Origin of the sequence: Olegusella massiliensis (assembly GCF_900078545.1) — a bacterium.
GTDB lineage: Bacteria > Actinomycetota > Coriobacteriia > Coriobacteriales > Atopobiaceae > Olegusella > Olegusella massiliensis.
In genome coordinates this window covers 937,411-955,820 of the sequence record NZ_FLLS01000002.1, presented here as the reverse complement: position 1 = coordinate 955,820, position 18,410 = coordinate 937,411, and the positions used below count along the sequence as shown (strand labels likewise).

The 18,410-nt window shown below is 49.3% G+C and carries 14 protein-coding genes and 1 other RNA gene; 7 read left to right on the top strand and 8 right to left on the bottom strand.

Annotated elements, in window-relative coordinates; translation table 11 throughout:
* Positions 1-27: 27 nt before the first annotated feature.
* Complete coding sequence (locus BN4314_RS04545) at positions 28-1,380, bottom strand: MATE family efflux transporter (RefSeq protein ID WP_068540816.1); 1,353 nt, start codon at positions 1,378-1,380, stop codon at positions 28-30.
* 112 nt (positions 1,381-1,492) lie between these two features.
* Between BN4314_RS04545 and BN4314_RS04540 the strand changes: the two genes are divergently transcribed.
* On the top strand, positions 1,493-2,773 hold the full coding sequence (locus BN4314_RS04540; RefSeq protein WP_068540041.1) for an Mbeg1-like protein: 1,281 nt from the start codon (positions 1,493-1,495) through the stop codon (positions 2,771-2,773).
* A gap of 6 nt (positions 2,774-2,779) precedes the next feature.
* Here BN4314_RS04540 and BN4314_RS04535 read toward each other — a convergent pair whose 3' ends face one another.
* Entirely contained in the window at positions 2,780-3,244 is a 465-nt protein-coding gene (locus tag BN4314_RS04535) for a low molecular weight protein-tyrosine-phosphatase (RefSeq protein WP_068540039.1), read from the bottom strand.
* A gap of 164 nt (positions 3,245-3,408) precedes the next feature.
* Here BN4314_RS04535 and BN4314_RS04530 point away from each other — a divergent pair, with 164 nt between their 5' ends.
* From BN4314_RS04530 to BN4314_RS04520, 3 genes are all read left to right on the top strand, one after another.
* On the top strand, positions 3,409-4,392 hold the full coding sequence (locus BN4314_RS04530; RefSeq protein ID WP_068540038.1) for an ABC transporter substrate-binding protein: 984 nt from the start codon (positions 3,409-3,411) through the stop codon (positions 4,390-4,392).
* A 110-nt stretch (positions 4,393-4,502) separates the two neighbouring features.
* The gene (locus BN4314_RS04525; protein WP_021734421.1) at positions 4,503-5,420 is read left to right on the top strand and encodes an ABC transporter permease; all 918 of its coding nucleotides are present in this window, start codon (positions 4,503-4,505) and stop codon (positions 5,418-5,420) included.
* Positions 5,420-6,214, top strand: a complete 795-nt coding sequence (locus tag BN4314_RS04520) for an ABC transporter ATP-binding protein (RefSeq protein ID WP_068540037.1) — start codon at positions 5,420-5,422, stop codon at positions 6,212-6,214. Before BN4314_RS04525 ends, BN4314_RS04520 begins: the two co-directional genes overlap by 1 nt.
* Positions 6,215-6,431: 217 nt before the next feature.
* Here the strand turns inward: BN4314_RS04520 and BN4314_RS04515 are convergent, their stop codons facing one another.
* The 3 genes from BN4314_RS04515 to BN4314_RS04505 form a co-directional block, all read right to left on the bottom strand.
* Entirely contained in the window at positions 6,432-7,070 is a 639-nt protein-coding gene (locus tag BN4314_RS04515; protein WP_021734445.1) for a DedA family protein, read from the bottom strand.
* A gap of 69 nt (positions 7,071-7,139) precedes the next feature.
* Positions 7,140-7,235: signal recognition particle sRNA small type (gene ffs / locus BN4314_RS04510), an RNA gene on the bottom strand.
* A gap of 144 nt (positions 7,236-7,379) precedes the next feature.
* Positions 7,380-8,438 (bottom strand): Gfo/Idh/MocA family protein, encoded by a 1,059-nt coding sequence (locus BN4314_RS04505; protein WP_068540036.1) that lies wholly within the window; start codon positions 8,436-8,438, stop codon positions 7,380-7,382.
* Between the two features lie 125 nt (positions 8,439-8,563).
* On the opposite strand from BN4314_RS04505, the gene ade reads away from it, so the two are divergent.
* A complete protein-coding gene (gene ade, locus BN4314_RS04500; protein ID WP_068540032.1) occupies positions 8,564-10,372 on the top strand; it encodes an adenine deaminase in 1,809 nt (602 codons plus the stop codon).
* 32 nt (positions 10,373-10,404) lie between these two features.
* Positions 10,405-11,274: an HAD-IIB family hydrolase gene (locus tag BN4314_RS04495; protein WP_068540031.1), complete on the top strand. Its 870-nt coding sequence runs from the start codon at positions 10,405-10,407 to the stop codon at positions 11,272-11,274.
* Here the strand turns inward: BN4314_RS04495 and BN4314_RS04490 are convergent.
* Positions 11,271-12,992 carry an amino acid ABC transporter ATP-binding/permease protein gene (locus BN4314_RS04490; RefSeq protein ID WP_068540029.1) on the bottom strand — a complete coding sequence of 574 codons (1,722 nt, stop codon included), beginning with the start codon at positions 12,990-12,992 and terminating at the stop codon, positions 11,271-11,273. The genes BN4314_RS04495 and BN4314_RS04490 overlap by 4 nt on opposite strands.
* Entirely contained in the window at positions 12,989-14,737 is a 1,749-nt protein-coding gene (locus BN4314_RS04485) for an ABC transporter ATP-binding protein/permease (protein ID WP_068540028.1), read from the bottom strand. The genes BN4314_RS04490 and BN4314_RS04485 overlap by 4 nt, the downstream gene beginning before the upstream one ends.
* Positions 14,738-15,284: 547 nt before the next feature.
* Between BN4314_RS04485 and BN4314_RS04480 the strand changes: the two genes are divergently transcribed.
* Positions 15,285-16,517 carry a hypothetical protein gene (locus BN4314_RS04480; protein ID WP_068540027.1) on the top strand — a complete coding sequence of 411 codons (1,233 nt, stop codon included), beginning with the start codon at positions 15,285-15,287 and terminating at the stop codon, positions 16,515-16,517.
* A 91-nt stretch (positions 16,518-16,608) separates the two neighbouring features.
* Here the strand turns inward: BN4314_RS04480 and pgi are convergent, their stop codons facing one another.
* Complete coding sequence (gene pgi / locus BN4314_RS04475) at positions 16,609-18,303, bottom strand: glucose-6-phosphate isomerase (protein ID WP_068540021.1); 1,695 nt, start codon at positions 18,301-18,303, stop codon at positions 16,609-16,611.
* Between the last annotated feature and the right edge of the window lie 107 nt (positions 18,304-18,410).

Genomic DNA, 18,410 nt, shown 5'->3' with positions numbered 1-18,410 from the left:
AGCTACCAAACTTCCGCTCTGCTTTGCTTATCTACCTATCTCAATTTTGCCGCCACGCAACTCTCGACGAAAGTAATACAGCGCTGCAAGCGACAAAATCGCACCGAGCCACTCAGCACAAACATAGTTGAGCCACATACCCAAAAGTCCCAAGGGATACAACAAAAAGACCAGCGTAACGGGGAAAATGAAGGCGTTGCATAACGACAAAATCGAAGCCAAACGCGGCTGGCTAAGCGCCACCAACATGCTATAGGTACCCATCACCAGCCAACGCACAAGATAGCCCAGTGAGAATAGTCGCAGTGCCCGAATAGCCTCTGCCAGATTGTCACCACGAGCAGTCGTTATAAAGATATGAACAATTTCGTCAGGATAAATCCAAAGCAAGACAAGTGCGACAATGCACACCACTGCCGCCGCCGCAAAACAGCGCAGCTCAATCTGCTTGACACGATGTACATCATGGCGGCCCCAATTAAAACCAACTGCTGGCTGCAAGGAATCGAGCATGCCATAAACGAGAGGAAACACCATGCCATCAAAATACATCACCATGCCGTAGATAGTAACCGCAGTAGGACCTCCCAATTTAAGAAGGAAAAAATTCAGTATCAGCGCAGTTGTTTGGCCCGCAATATTACTAAGAAACGTTGGCGTTCCATCGCCCACCACCCGGCGAATGAGGGTCCAACTAAACTGAGGTTGCACAAAATGCAGTTGCAACTCACCCTTAAAAAATGGCCAAAATGCCACGCATACGGCTATAAAAGTAGCTAAGCAAAACGCATGTGCAGCAGCTGCTACATCCAGATGCCAAACACCTAAAAACAAAATCATCAGAGCAATACCTAAACTGCTCATCAAAATATTGGCACTCGTTGAGCGACGGATGCGCCCACAGATGCGCAAATAGTTGTCTACCGCATACGCAATGGTTGTGATGGGCGACCACATCGCACTAACTCGCAAGAACTTTACTGCATTATCAAGTAGCTCCCCCTCAGCTCCCATTGCCCTAAAAAGAGACGGCGCCCCCAAGAAAAGCAGAGATCCGGTCAACAAACCTGCTGCAAGGATTAACACTATGGTGCTTGAAAAAATATTGTTAGCCTCATCCTCATCACCACGACCCAGCGCAATTGAGATGGGCACCGATGAGCCCACACCCAGCAAATCTGCAATTGCATAATTGATAATGACAAGCGGTAGTGCAAGATTGACCGCTGCAAACGCCGTGCTACCAAGAAAGCGCCCGACAAAAAGACCTTCGCTCACGTTATAGAGCGAAGAGGCTGCCATGCTTACAGCACCAGGAAGTGCCGCCATAAAAAACAAACGAGTCGGGCTTGTTTGAGTAAAAAGTTTTTCGTTATTCATAGGGTCCAAATTATCGTCACCATGCATGTATATAACAATCTCTTTGTAAGAGTAGTCTAGCCGTGAACTCCTCTTTGGTACTATAAAAAATACCAATAAAGGAGAGGTGCTCATGGCAGATATGTTTGACTACTTAGATTGGTTTGGTAACTTCGATTTTGACCACGTTCCTTTCAATGAAGTGGACAATATCATACTCGCCCATCTGTCTTATCTAAAGCTCGATAACATACTTCCTGCTGGTGAGTTCTTTGATACCTCTGAGGTGTGGCATAGGTTTTCTACGCAAAAGGAATTGCCCAGCAACGGACCACTTATTTCGAGCCGCACGAATGAATTATTGGGATACATGGTCAAGTCGGGCCGGCGCTTTGCCAAGGCAAAGCTTGGTTGCTACGAGACACACTTTGACGAAGAGGCGCGTGAGCAATTTGCTGCGTTGACGCTTTGTCTATCCGATGGCAGCAGCTACGTCTCGTTTCGCGGCACCGATGACAGCTTGGTGGGATGGATCGAGGACTGTGATATCAGCTACAGCATCGTCCCTGCACAAAAAGATGCACTCGCCTATCTCCGCCGCATCGCAAGCCTGACAGATGGCCCCTTACGAGTTGGAGGGCACTCAAAGGGCGGCAATCTGGCTGCCTATGCAGTTGCTATGGCGCCAGAGCTCGATGAACGTATTATTGAACTTTGGTGCAACGACTCCCCAGGGTTTGACGACGCTATACTTCCACTCTCAACCTTTGAGCGCCTGCGCGAGCGCACACATCTCTTTACGCCCGAATACAGCCTCGTAGCAGGGCTTTTATCACATCCAGTAGAGCCTGTTCTCGTCAAATCAAGCGCGCAAGGCGTTATGGAGCACAGCGCGATTAACTGGCAGGTTATGCGCGATAAATTGGTACGAGGAGACGCAGAACACCATGCCAGCGCTCATATAGGACGAGCCTTCAATGAACTGCTCGCCAGCCTTGATTTGCAGGAACGCAAGAATCTCACTGACGAGCTCTATCAGGCATTTATCTCCCATGATATTCATGACCTCACAGATATCGTGGAGCAAAGTCCTGCGGCAATCCGAGCAATCACCGATTCGCTTAAGTCGCTCGATGAAAATAGTAAAAATATCATTAACAGTTTCTTGTGGGATTCCATGGGAGGCGCCGTGCGCGGTGCGGCGGAGGAATCAGCCGAGCAGACCGCCAAGGTCTTGGCACCTGTTGCCAAAGCGGTCAACGATGCACTCACCGAAGCTGGTAAAAAAACCAAAGAAACTCTCGCGGAATGGAAAGCACAGACCGAAGCACGTATTGAAGACTTGCAAACAGGCGCACTACAAGATAAGTCTTTACCAAGTCCGCTTAACAAAACTGACGAAAAAACTGACTAGCTTTGCCTATCCTAAATACGCGAGCAATGCTTTGCAGCCAGAAAGCACATCGCGCCAAGTGGCATCAAAATCTCCGGTATACCAGGGATCTGCAATGTTAGCGGCATTTTGTCCCGGATTTCCGTCCACAAAGGAAAGTAATTTGACAAACTTGCCCTCAGGGTCTTCCCTGCAAATACGCTGCAAGCCACCAAGATTCTCATCATCCATGTAAACAATCAAATCCCAGTTACCATACTCGGAGGCGTGGAACTGCCGTGCATAATGCTCGCAGACAGGCACTCCTTCTTTATGCAACTTGCGCACGGTACCGTGATGCACGGGGTTGCCAATTTCGTCACGACTGGTCGCGGCAGAGTCAATGACAAACTCATGTTGTCGCCCTGCCTTACACACTAAATCTTTCATTACGCTCTCTGCCATTGTTGACCTACAAATATTGCCATGGCAGATGAAAAGGATTTTATTCATTTCTTTATCCTACCGGTTACGACTCTGTAATCAATTGTTGTTGCAAGACACCCAACAGGATACATACAGCGATGATAGTATTAGTACCCTTGTCCCAAGAAGTGACACAAAAACAAATTACCGCTATACGACACTGTGTGGCGGAGCTTATGAGGAGGAGCGCCATGTCAAATACTATCACACGTCGTCGTGCATTGAGCATATTGGGGGGCATGGGATTAGCTGCCTTTGGACTTTCTGCTTGTTCTAAGACTAGCTCGGGCGGTTCTTCCTCTGGCGATGGAAAATTCAAGATTGGCGTATTACAACTAACTGAGCATGCGGCACTTGACGCTGCAAACAAGGGCTTTGTCAAAGCGCTCGATGATTCGGGTATCAACTACACCATTGACCAGCAAAATGCTCAAAATGACCAATCTGCCTGCCAAACTATCGCCTCAAAGTTAGTCAACGAAGGCAACGATCTCATTCTTGCCATAGCAACGCCTGCTTGCCAGGCTGCAGCAGGTGCCACAACAGATATTCCCATCGTCGGCACTGCCATTACCGACTACGCTGCCTCGGGGCTCGTGGCTGACAATGATGCTCCGGGAGGAAATGTCACAGGCACCTCTGATCTCACACCCGTTGATAAACAATTTGATCTGCTGCAAAAACTCCTGCCCGATGCCAAGAAGGTAGGAATTCTTTACTGCACTGCAGAGTCCAACTCGAGCGTACAAGCCAAAATGGCTCACGATGCTGCTCGCACACGCAATTTAGATGCCGAAGACTACACAGTCTCAAGCTCTAATGAGATTCAACAGGTTGTTGAATCAATGATTGGTGTGGTAGACGTTATCTACGCGCCCACAGATAACACCATCGCATCAGGCATGCAAACCGTTTCTATGGTTGCAACCGAGCACAAACTCCCCATTATTTGTGGTGCAAGCGGGATGGTGGAAAACGGCGGCCTGGCCACCTACGGCATTGATTACGAGAAATTGGGTTACAAAGCCGGCGAGATGGCTGTCAAAATTCTCAACGGAGAAGCAAGCCCCGCCGAGATGCCTATCGAACATCTCGATGTTTCCGAGTGCACCTTGACAACTAACAAAGAGATTGCTGAAGCTCTCGGCATTGATCTCTCAAAATTGGATGCCTAGGACCACACTTTTCTTATAATGGATACTCTTAAGATTGCCCACTCACGATTGTCAACAAACGCGGCGCGGGCTTTGAGCTGGCGGCAAAAGACTATGTTGGGGAGAAGTACATGCTATTAGCGCTTTCGGGAGCAATATCTCAGAGTATCCTCTGGGGTGTGATGGTACTCGGAGTCTTCATCACTTACAAAATGCTCGATATCGCAGACCTCACCGTTGACGGCAGCTTTGCATTGGGAGGCTGTGTTGCAGCAGTTTGTTCAGTTGGGATGGGCCTCGACCCGCTTGTCGCAGTACTACTGGGTATGCTCGCAGGCGTTGCCGCAGGAGCAGTTACCGGACTGCTCCACACCCTCTTTGATATTCCAGCGATTTTGGCGGGAATTCTGACTCAGATTGCGCTTTGGTCTGTCAATTTACGTGTCATGGGCAAATCAAACACGCCACTCTTAAACGTCGACACTGTTTTTACTCGTACCGCATCCCTTTTGCATATTTCGCGCGATAATGCAACGCTTGTTGTGGGAATTGTTGTTGCTGTTTTATCAATCGTATTTCTCTACTGGTTTTTTGGTACTGAAATTGGTTCGGCGATGCGTGCTACTGGCCAAAACGAAGATATGTGCCGCGCATTGGGCATAGATGTACGTATCACTAAGCTTTTTGCCCTTATGCTTTCCAACGGTTTTGTGGGTCTGTCGGGCGCACTCATTTGTCAAAGCCAAAAGTATGCTGACATTGGCATGGGAACAGGCGCCATCGTTATTGGTCTTGCCGCTATTGTCATTGGCGAAGTGCTTGGGCGTCTCATCCCCAATAAATTACAGGCCTTTGGCAGCCGTCTCACGTCAGCCGTTATAGGTTCTGTCGTGTATTTCCTCATTCGTGCAATTGTGTTGCAGATGGGCATGGACGCCAATGATATGAAACTGCTATCTGCAGCTATTGTTGCACTTGCGCTAGTCGTACCCGTGGTCTTGGAGCGCAATCAACAGCACCGCATTTATGCCAAAGGAGGTGAGTGCTAATGCTCGTACTTAAAAACGTCAGTAAGACCTTCAACAAAGGTACCGTTAACGAGAAGCCAGCACTCATTAATGTAAATCTCCACCTCAATCCTGGCGACTTTGTCACAGTCATAGGCGGCAACGGAGCTGGCAAGTCCACCCTACTCAATAGTATTGCAGGCGTCTTTCCCCTCGATGGCGGCCAGGTCATCTTGGACGGACAGGATATCAGTCGACTACGCGAACACAAACGCGCGGTCAATCTCGGCCGCGTTTTTCAAGATCCTATGCGAGGCACTGCCGCTGACATGCAAATCATTGAGAATCTTTCTCTTGCGGCACGACGTGGAGCAAGCCGTGGGCTCAGATGGGGTATCAGCAAAAAAGAACACGCTCTTTACCATGAGCGTCTGGCCCAGCTAGACCTTGGTCTTGAAGGGCGCATGACCTCCAAGGTGGGACTACTCTCTGGTGGACAACGTCAAGCGCTTACCCTGTTGATGGCAGTACTCAAAAAGCCAAAGCTGTTACTTTTAGACGAGCACACCGCTGCTCTTGACCCTAAGACTGCTTCAAAAGTATTGGATTTAACTAAGAAACTCGTAGGAGAGTACAAACTGACTACGCTCATGGTTACGCACAATATGAACGATGCCATTCGCTTGGGCAACCGTCTTATTATGATGCATGAGGGTCATGTCATTTTCGACGTCCGAGACGAAGAAAAACAGCAGTTACATGTACAAGATCTGCTTCAAAAATTTGAAGAAGTCTCAGGAGGCGAGCTCGCAAACGACCGCATGCTTTTGTCGTAGAGTCTCGCACCGCAAACATTTCAAAAAAAGGTTCGCTTCTCGATAAATGCTTTGTTTGTCGAAAGATGACTCATTTCAAAAGATGGTTCGTTTCTCGAACTAGAGGAAAATTTAACCTGCGGTCTTACGATTGCCTACCTCGAAACTCGAACCATCTGTGGTTTGTATCCCAATTGCCGTCTGCGAAAAAGCATCTCTTCATCTGTCATTCTTTGGCTTATCTATTGAGACGGCTACGAATCAGACCAACGACTGTTGGAATAACTGAGACTAAGACAATGCCAACAACCACCAGCTCAAAGTGCGCTTGCACGGCAGGGATACCACCAAAGAAATAGCCTAGAAGTAGGAAAAGCGTTGACCACGTAATTCCACCAAGGATATTAAAGAGCACAAAGTGATGCCACTTCATGCCACCCACGCCAGCAAGGAAGGGCACAAACGTACGAATAAAGGGAAAGAAACGCCCGAGAAAAATGGCAAGACGACCCCACTTATCCAGAAACGCCTCGGACTTCTCTATGCGCTCAGGCGTCATAGCCTTTACTTTGCCCGAATCAATAATGCGCCTGCCAAGGAAGTGGCCAATCAAAAAGTTGCATTGATCGCCCAAAATTGCAGCGCACCACGCAATCCCCAGCAACAGATAGATATTAAAGTCGCCTGTTGCTGCAAAAAAGCCTGATGCAAAAAGGAGAGAATCACCCGGCAGAAAAGGAAAGAACACAACCCCTGTTTCAACGAAAATGATCAAGAAGATAAAGCCATATGCGGCAACAGGCCCCATCGCAATCCAGCTTGCGATGGCACTGCGGGGGTCGCGGAGAAGGTCGACAAAAAAGTTGACAATACCCATGTGTTCCTAACGTCGTTATTTATGATGACACCCCGGGGCTTTCAGAAAGTCTCGGGGCGACTGCAAGTGCGCTCGGTGGGAACGGGCGCCCGCCCGAGGCTCCTTATGGCTGCTGCCTTCCGGCCCTGACCAGGTTCGGAACAGTGCGTCGCCCGAACCCACCCAACTCACTTGCAGGCCAAAGTATAGCGGTAGCCAAGCTTTGTTGCCTAGCTCGGCTACCGCACTGCCACAAATACTCATAAAGCTTGTGACTTACTGAGAGACGTACTGACGAAAGCCACAAGCATATACAGGGGCACTCTCTATCTATTTGTCTGCAGGAAAACGCACGCCAAGCTGTCTGCGTGCTTCGTCCATCGTGGTGAGCGCATCACAGGTCACCTGCTGGAATTGATGAACACGTTTAAGTGCTTCAGCCTTCCCTGCCACCGCATCACGGAAGAAGGACAGCTCATACACCATATCGTTTTCGGGTATCACAACGGGGAGCTCTTCTTCCGCACCGCCTACCGTGCCATATGCCATACCTGCATCTACATGCGTCACGAGCTTTAGCTGTGAGCAGTTGGGCAGCGCTCCTATGGTCAAAGTGGCTGTTTCCCCTTGAATTTGAGACGGGATAAGATCGTCCGTCACCTTTCCATAAGAAAGATTCACTACCTTGTCTCCGTAGTCAAGCAGCACCTCTCCTGCTAGATCAATCTTTCCATAAGCACTATCAAGAGGCTCTCCAGGAACTGACATACAAATTCCGGCAGCCAGCACACGCTTGGGTTGGCCAAAAATCGCTATCGCGGGCTCCATGGTATAGATGCCAATATCCATCAGGGCACCCTCGGAAAGTAAGGGATCAAACTGACTGACACGCTCACCAGCAAGCAAGCGCGCCATGCGAGAAGTAATTTTGGAAAAGCGGAAGGTTGCTTGGCGAATAGTTCCCAAGCGGTCTAAATTCTGTTCAATCTTGGCAAAACCCGGGTCATAAAGATTGCGCATTGCTTCCATCGCAATAAGCCCTGCGGCTTTTGCAGCAGCAAACACCTCCACCGCTTCAGCAGCATTCGATGCAAAAGCCTTCTCTACCAGCACATGCTTGCCACCTGCAATGAGTTGTTTTGCCTGAGGTCCATGTAGCGCATTGGGGCTTGCGATATACACTGCATCCACATCAGGTGAACTAGCCAATTCAGCAAGATCGTCAAACGCTAACTCCGCGCCATGCTTTTGTGAAAAATCTTTTGCTCGGTCAAGCGTGCGCGAATAGCATCCTGCCAGGCAAACACCTTCAGTTTTTGCTACCGCATCAAGAAACCTCTCACAAATCGCACTGGTACCGATAGTCGCGATTCTTAACTCACGTCCCATAGCTGCAACCTCCCTCAGCTTACTTTGACATTTGTCCGTCATTTCTCATTATCCCACCAGTGGGAATTGTTTTGTCTGACTGCGGGGTATTATGTTAAAAGCAAAACCCATGGATTGGAGTCGCCATGTTCAATGCGTATTGCAAAAAGTCCCAATGGGAGTGTCAGCGTGACCTCATCCGCGTTGCACGCGGTGAGCAAGCCGCGGATTTGGTCATCCGTCATGCAACTTTAGTTTCTACTACCACCCGCGAACTGCTAAAAGATGCAGACATTGCCGTTGTCGCTGGCCGTGTGGCTTATCTGGGTTTGGAGGGAAAGACCGCCGAGCATTGTATTGGACCTCATACCAAAGTTGTAGATGCTACGGGCTACTATGCTTTGCCCGGCCTTATCGACTCACACATCCACATTGAATCCTCCATGTGCTCGCCTTCCGAGTATGCACGTGCGGTTGTTCCCCATGGCACCACAGCCATCATGTGGGATCCGCACGAAATCGCCAACGTCGCGGGTCTTGCAGCAGTACATGCTGCTGAAGCCGATGCTAAACGCACACCGCTTAAAGCGATGGTTACCACACCAAGTTGCGTACCAGCAGTGCCGGGTTTTGAAGATACAGGAGCTAAGGTTGGCGCCATTGATATCGCCCAAGAAATGCAACGCGATGACACCGTAGCTCTTGGCGAGATGATGAACTATCCTGGTATTCTTTCCTGCCAAGACAACGCTCTTGACGAGGTTGCCGAAACGCTCAAAGCAGGGCGCACCGTTACGGGCCATTACACGGTGCCCGAGCATGACCGTGATCTCAACGCCTACATCGCCGCCGGTATCACGGCGGATCATGAGTCCTATCGTCCCGAAGATGTAGTCGCAAAGCTGCGCTTGGGCATGTATGTGCAATTGCGCCAGGGTTCTGCTTGGCAAAACATGAAACGTCTAGCTCCCGCGCTGACACATCATCAGATTGATAGTAGATTCTGTACGCTGTGCTCCGATGACAATCAACCACGCACCATTGTTGAGGATGGGCACGTAGATCGCTTGCTGCGCCTTGCCGTAAATTGCGGCATCAATCCTATCGAGGCTATACAGATGGCAACCATTAACACGGCAACATGCTTTCATCTTGACCATGATTTAGGGGCGATCATCCCCGGGAAATGCGCCGATATTGTACTGTGCGATAGCCTTGATGAATTCAACGTCCATCAGGTCTTTATTGATGGTGAGTTAGTTGCTGAGGATGGTAAGCCCCTCTTTGACTTTGAGCCCTACGACTGGCCGCGGGAGTATACGCATACCATGAATCTCGGTATGGAAATCACTTCGGAAAGTTTCCGTATTCCCACTGATAAGGCCGATGGTCCCGTCAAGGTGCATGTCATTGGCTCTACTCCTGGCTCTACAGTCACAGATAATCTGGTTATGGAAGTCCTCGCCAAGGACGGCGAACTGCTCAGCGACCCCGCAAACGATTTGATTAAGGTCTGTGTCTTTGAGCGCCATCACGCCACTGGCTCACATGCAGCGGGCTTCTTGCATGGTTTTGGTATTCATGGCGCCCTCGCACAGACCGTCGCGCATGATGCTCATAACCTGCTGGTTGCTGGTGATAACGACGCTGATATGGCCCTGGCTGCACGCACTCTCATCGAGTGCGGCGGTGGCGAAGTCGCCGTTCAGGATGGCAAGATACTCGCGTTAGTTGAACTGCCTGTCTTTGGTCTGCTTTCCGACCAGCGCATCGAGCTTATCGCTGAGAAAGTTGCTCAGGTGGAAGAGGCATGGCGCGCAATGGGATGCACCATGCCTTCGCCCTTTATGACTATGGGCATTATGTCGCTGGCGTGTGTGCCCGTGCTGCGCATCACCAACAGAGGTTATGTTAACTGCGTAAGCTATCAGTTCCAGCCACTCGAAGCTGAGTAAATTACTGTCAATTTCCATCGAAAGGAATGCCTGTGCTGCAACAGACACACATGCAAAATTATCCCTTCTCACTTGTTGCCTTTGACCTTGATGGCACCACCATTGATACGATTTCGGGCAAAATGCATCCACGTGTTCAAGCAGCACTTAAATACGCCCATGACCATGGAGCTCAGGTCTGTGTGGTGAGCGGTCGTCCCCTGCATATGCTCCACGACTTGCTGGTATGGGATTGGGTCGATTGGCTGGTAACACTTAATGGGTCTGTTGTGCGCCGCCAGAGCGACCAGAGCATTCTTTTTAAAAATGAAATGCCTCGTGAGCTGGTAAATGATGTTTTTTCTACCCTTGATGACCTTAATCCTGCGTGGTTTATCTTTTATGAGAGCGAGACTTACCGCGAGCTCCGTGCAATTACTTATATGGCGCGTAAAGGATCGGATGGCCTAGGCGATGCCACTAGCGAAGAAGACATCATAAATACGATGACAGGTATGAAACCTGTGGACTCCATTCATGAAGCCATGGCGAAGCATCCCGACGCGGTCTTTAAGATGGAATGCAGCTTTGAGACCACCGCACTGGCTGAAGAGGCTGGCCAGCGCTTACACGCGCTTGGCCAGCTCGACATCGCACGGATGGGTCCTATTGAATATGAGCTTACCCGCGCTGGTGTCAACAAGGGAAGCGCACTTGAGCAACTGTGTCAGGAGCTGAAACTCGACATTTCGCGTTCTGTCGCATTTGGTGATAGCGGCAACGATTACTCAATGATTGGTCGTGTCGGTACCTTTGTCGCAATGGCTAACTCCACACCCAAAATTCTCAAGGATGCTGATGAGATTTGTCCTTCTTTTGACGAACAGGGTGTAGCTGTCTGGCTGGAACAGTATCAAGCTTAGAGCGCTCTTGGAGCGGCCGTCTCATCAGATACCTGCTTGATGAATTTGCGATCTTCAAGCTGATAAACGCGGTCGCATGATGATAATGTCGAAGGCCTATGAGAAACCATAATGATGGTCTTGTCGGCATACACCGTTTGCAACGTATGCAGGAGCTCGCGCTCATGCAACACATCAAGCGCACTTGTTGGCTCATCCATAACAATGACATCAGGGTCAGCTAGCAGCACACGCGCAATACCTATACGCTGGCGCTCTCCACCCGAAAGACGCGCTCCCATCTGACCCATTTGCGTGTCATAAGCTTCAGGCAGACTCTCGATAAGATCGGCAATGCCTGCTCGTTTTGCAGCACGCCTCACCTCCTCAAATGTTGCTGTTGGCTGCGCAAATGCAATATTATCTGCGACGGAACAATCAAAAAGGTACGTATCCTGTTCGAGCAAGGCTATACGTTGGCGCAAAACGTTTAGAGAAATCTCTCGTGCATCAACGCCATTAATCCGAATGTGTCCCCGATTGGGGTCATAAAAACGCAGCAACAGGCGAAAACTTGTTGATTTACCTGCGCCACTTGGTCCCGCAATACCAATACGTTCTCCCGCATTGATATGCAGATTGGCGCCATCCAGTACGGAGGCATGCGCGCCAGGATAGCTAAAACTCACATTCTCAAACTCGATAGACTGGATTGATCCGCAATCCCTGCGTCCCGTATCTGCAATTGCTGCAGCGCAATCTTCAATGCGAAAAATCCGATCTGCCGCAGCAAATGCTTCAAGCAGGTGCGTCACCACAAAAGTCAAGGAGAACGTCGACGAAAACGATGCTGTTGCAACGAAAGAGACAATAATCGCTCCGGCGGGACTTCCCACACCTGCCGCTGCAAGACGTGCTGCTACAGCAACTACCAAAATACGCGCGAGGTAAACAAAGAAGTCAGGAAGTGCGGATACTGCCTGCTGATGAAGAGCCAACCCATGCGCAGAACTATTAACCTGCTCATTTGCCGCTAGAACCTGACGTTTGCGCTGCTGCCCCGCACTAAATATTTGAATGTCTTGTATGCCATACACGCTTTCAAGTACCAATGATTTGAGTTGGGCGAGAGCAGCACGATAGCGCAGACCAATGCCTCTGCCCACACGTAAGGCTAGCAACGGAATCAAAACACTCGTCAACACAAAAATCGGCAGGAGTACCGCAACATACAAAAGATGTACGCGCGCCGCCACCAAAAGTGCGGCGAGAGGCACAAGCACCACCGTAAACAGTGGACCTATCGTATGCGCAAAAAAGAACTCGAGAGTTTCAACATCAGTTACTGCAATAGACAGCAACTCGCCTTGGCTGCGTTCAATCAAAATGGTAGGTGCCAGGCGGTCAATTTCTTCAAATAGATGGACACGCAGCTGTGCCAACAAGTTATAAGCGCCTACATGCGAATAACACCCCTCAAGGTAGCGACAAAGCGCAATAAGACTGCCGCTAAAAATTACCCCCGCAAGATAAACGCGCCAATCACCAGCCAACATCTGGCTTACATTCAAAATTGCAGCAACACCAAAGCCCATAACACCCAGGCGCGCCAGATTGCCCACAAGTGACGCAAACGCCGACACCACAAGATAGAAAGCGATTGGCTTGCCTATACGCAACAGGCGAATTACGAGTACAGGAAGTGGATATGCATAGCTGTAGCTTTTCTTTTTACTCATGCTGCAGCTCCTTCAAGTTTTGCTTGCTCAGCGACAAGTTGCTGGTAAAGACCCTTATGCTGCATCAGCTCGTCATGTGTACCCTGTGCTGTAATGCAGCCTTGTTCAAGAACATAAATACAATCTGCCCAACGAATGGTTGAAAGACGATGAGAGATAATCACCAAGGTACGGTTACGTGACAACTGATGGATGCAGTGCCAAATCTCCCGCTCACTCTCTTCGTCAACCGAGGAGGTTGACTCATCAAAGATGAGATATTTTGCCTGCGACAAAAGCACGCGGGCGATGCCCATTTTTTGACGTTGACCACCCGAAAGGCGCGATCCCGCATCACCTACTTCGGTATCTAATCCGTCGGGCAGACTACGCACCCAATCGCCCAAAGCAGCTTCGTTCAACGCCTCATAAAGCTTTTCATCGTTTGCATGCGGAGCGGCAATCTGAAGATTTTCACGGATGGTGCCCGTAAAGAGACTGACGGTCTGAGGAACCATTGCTACGCGATAACGCAACTCCTCGGGGGTAAGGCTAAGATAGTTTTGCCCCTCGATATAAAGAGCGCCAACTGTGGGATCTATAAAGCGCGCAAGAAGTGCTGCGACCGTTGATTTACCACAGCCTGAAAGGCCTACCAGCGCAATTGTCTTGCCGCGAGGCACTCGAAGCGAAACATTATGTAGAGCCATGCGATTCTTAGAGTCGGGATAGCTGAAACTCACATTCTCCAAGCGGATACCGTCATATGTCTCGGGATCGGTAGGCGCATGAGGATTGTAAGCTCGGGAAGTATCAACCGCAAAGATATCTTCGACCTTTGTAGCAGCCGATACTGCGGTGAGTGCGTCGTGGGTTGCATCCATGAGCTGACGTATTGATGCAAAATAACCATAAGCCAGCAAAAGAATGGTGAGGCCAGCACCCACAGTCATCCTAGCTGCTGCCAAGTCGAAACATACGATAACAAGTGCAATGGTTATAGCCAAATATATAAGCGCTTCATTGACAAAGTGTGAGCTAAAGTTGATACGCATGAATTCATTGATATCCGTGCTCAAGCGACTTGCCTTGGATTGTAGAGTCTGGCTGCGATCTGCGTCACGACCAAAAAGCTTGATACTCGTCAGTCCCCGCAACGAATCAAGAAAGTACGCTGTCATATCTTCAACCGAAATCCAATAGCGACGGCGCAGAGCTTCTATTTGATGGCGGAACAAGTTGTTGAGCGGCAAGAGCACTACAGATACTACTAACAGCAATACCGCTATAGACAACGACAGGGGCGCTAAATGGAAAAATAAATAGATAGGAGCAATCCCCGAAAAAATCAGCGAAGGCAGATAGAGTGAATAATAGGTTTGCATCTGCTCAACAGCATCCACCGATGAGGTGATGGCTGATACCGGACCAATTTTTTCGATACCGCCTACATCCAGAGCAAGAACCTTGTCAAAAATGACTTCACGCAGATGAACGCGGGCAAAGGCGGTGGTGCGATACTGCAGCTCCCCCTGTGCAAGACGTGCAACTAAGGTGAGTAACGAAGCAGCAGCCGCGGCGGCCGCCGCGGCTGCAAGCCTGGTAGTATCAGGCTGAGGGCTTGCCAAATTGCCTAGAAAAGCACCGATAACCTCCGCAAACAGAGTAACGCCGATAAGTTGTGCAAAACGAACTACAACAATGGCGACTATCCAACCCCAGAGTCCTTTAGACAGTCTTAAAAGTGTTTTATCTAATAACAGCATGCCGCCCCTTCACATGCAATAGCGATTCAAATTACCTGCAACTAAATGGATGATAGTTCTGTCATCCATTTAGTTATTGAAATTAGTTTGTCTAAGTAAACATTCCCTTCTTGCGCGACAGTATTTCACCCAAAGATAGTTTTTGATACTTTCAATTTAATTTGGTAACTAATTTAAATTATTTATGAACGATTCTAAGCTCTTTTAAGGCACCTCAAACCATACGCATAGGTAATATGACCTCGGTATGGAAATGACGCTCGTCAGCAATTCTGGCTCATACATAGGGGGTGTGAAATTTTGCTCAAAAACACCTATCTTTACCTGCATTTTTGCGAGGCAGATTTTCCTTCGGTGGAGTAATGAGCCAACAATTCGCCCCATTCTATGTGGGGGTTTACAGGTAACAATATTTTCAATTTTCTAAAATGACAACAAAAAACATCCACACTATTATAGATATATATCTAGAAACCGCAGGTTATCGGATATATTTTTTAATTACATGCTGAATAGTGTGGATGTTTTTTTGACTTAGGGGACAAAATTGGAAATTGTCGTTGGCCAATCGGCGTTACTCCTCACTCGGGTTATCCGCAGCCACTCAAATCGGGGGAATGCTATCAAAGAGCCACTCGTTGACCTGCCACAGATACAGCTTTCATTTCCTGCGGGCGCAGACGTTCTCAGCACAAAGTCTTTAGCTACATTTCATTCAACGCTCTGCGTCGAACAACTAAGCTCAAATTCTGAGTTAGCCACCCTGTCTGGGTCTACTCTTGAAGATAGTGGCTTTGACTTTGAGACTGTCAGTCCTCTTGCAAAGACGGATCTCAGCCGATTTATTGATAGATGTGCTATCGATGCGGAACATCCTTTGGAGCTGGGAGTCTTCAACCAAAATCAACGCTATCAGCGTACAAAGTCTCGAACGATTACACTGTCGCGCAGGCTACCTACGCAAGCAATATTTCCCATTGATCCAAGTCTCGCGATTTCGAGTCCCGAGCTAAGCATTATGCAGTTGACCTCTCAGCTAGATATTGTTGAGCTTGCACTTGTAATAATGGAATTGTGCGGGCGTTATTCTCTGCATCCAGAACGCGATGGCTCTCTCCGCGCAGAGCAAAGTTTTGTTACTTGTGACTATCCTGCTACAACGTGTGCACGCATAGCGGCTTTTATCAAAGCGACAAATATGCGCAGATACCGCCACAAACTCGAGGCTGCCCTTACCTACTGTACGGATAATTCCGCCTCACCAATGGAAACCGCGCTTACCCTCACACTGACACTTCCTGAAGAGCTTGGCGGATACGGCCTCCCGCGGCCCGTCCTTAATCCAAAAATTTCAATCCCCGATGATGCGCGCCTCTATGTAGGTCGAAATAATTTTCACCCCGATCTGTACTATCCACAATGGCTCTGTGACTTGGAATATGAAAGTAGTGGATTTCACTTCGACCCGCTGCAGGCTGGCATAGCCACCGATCAAATTGATCGCTGGCGCAAAAGAGAAATCAGTCATCAAGCAGCAGATCGCAGACGCTCACGAGATATACAAGCGCTGGGCATCAAAGTCATCCCCGTCTTGAGTAACGATTTCCTCAGCGCACAACGTATGGACCAAGTAGTGTGGGCACTCGAACGTCAAGCACAAAAATTTACGAACAACACCGCCAAGCTCTTCAAGACCGCTGATACTCGTGAGTTGCGTGAGGTGCGCACGAAACTACTCGAACGTTTGAGCCTAGTAGGTTCTAGACACGCGGCCTTTTAAACCAAGCAGACGCCGCCCTACATAGAGGCCCTAGGATAAAAAATAGCCCCAGCTCAAGCTGGGGCTATTTCACGGCAGGTTAATAAAGCGCTTACTTTCTATGGGCGCGATAATAAGCAATCAAACTTTGTGTGCTTGCATCCTGAGTCGCTAACGCCTCATCGTCCTGGAAAGCGGGGGTAATCTGCTTTGCAAGCTGCTTGCCCAGCTCAACGCCCCACTGGTCATAGGAGTCAAGACCCCATACCGTACCCTCAACAAAGGTAATATGCTCATAAAGCGCAATCAACTCACCAAGAGCATGTGGAGTCAACGCCTCACCAAAAATAGAGGTTGTCGGGCGATTACCCTCAAATACACGCGCAGGCACCATCCATTCGGCCGTTCCCTCAGCACGCACCTCATCTGCAGTCTTGCCAAAGGCTAACGCCTTTGTCTGCGCAAGGAAATTGCCCAAGAAAAGCTCGTGTACATCTTGGTCGCCGTCAACAACAGGATGGGCCGTATTGGCAAAAGCAATAAAGTCCGCAGGAATCTTGCGAGTTCCTTGGTGTATCAGCTGGTAGAAGGCGTGCTGGCCATTGGTGCCAGGCTCACCCCAAAAAATCTCGCCTGTTGCACACGTCACCGGTGTGCCGTCCCAGCGTGTTGCCTTACCATTGGACTCCATCGTAAGCTGCTGCAGATACGCAGGGAAACGATGTAAATACTGGCAATATGGCAACACGGCATGGCTGGTAGTTCCCCAGAAATTGTTATACCAAACATTCAGCAAACCCATCAGTGCCACAACATTGTTCTCAAGCGGCGTCTCCTGGAAATAGACATCCAGTTCGTTAAAACCTTCAAGGAACTGACGCCAGATATCGGGTCCCAAAGCAACAATCAGCGACAGGCCCACTGCAGAACCAACCGAATAACGACCGCCGACCCAACTCCAAAAACCAAAGGCATTCTCAGGATCAATGCCAAAGTTTTCAACTAGCTCAAGATTGGTCGACACCGCAACAAAATGCTTCCGAATTGCATCAGCCGCTTGCTCATCTGATCCATCAATAGCGCCCGCCTCCTGCAAGGTCTTGAGCAGCCAGGTTTTTGCTTCACGCGCATTAGTCAGCGTCTCCAGCGTAGTAAAAGTCTTGGATACAATGATGACCAGCGTTGTTTCAGGATCAAGACCGCGAGTCTTTTCTGCAATATCGTTGGGATCGATATTTGAGACATAGCGGCAATCAATACCTGCGGTCACATAAGGCTTCAAGGCTTCATACACCATGACGGGGCCCAAATCAGAGCCGCCGATGCCAATCGAGAGTACATGCTTGATGGTTTTACCACTCACACCGCGCCACTCACCCGAACGTACCCGATCAGCAAAGGCATACATGCGGTCCAGCACCTCATGCACGTCAGCAACGCAGTCTTGTCCGTCCACCATCACCTTGCCTTTATCGGCGGCGGGACGCCTCAAGGCCGTATGGAGCACTGCACGATTCTCGGTAGTATTAATTTTTTCGCCAGCATACATGGCATCGCGACGGGCTTCCAAATCCACCGCACGACCAAGATCAGCTAACAGCGATACCGTTGTATCGTCGATGAGGTTTTTTGACAGATCAAAATGCAAATCCGAAGTATCAAAGGAGAGTTTTTGAACGCGATCAGGGTCCTCGGAAAAAGCTCGCTTTAGGTTAAAACCATCAGCAACCATCTTGTCGTAATGTTTCTGAAGTGCTTGCCATGCGGGAGTTTGGGTCGCATCGATAGGTGCGGAAATTGCTGCCATAGCTACTCCTTTTTCCTGCCGCAGGATCTGCCTACGGTATACAGTGCTACCTATGCATAGCCTACCACCGTATTAGCCAATTTGTGACCTGAGCATCCCAGTTGTCG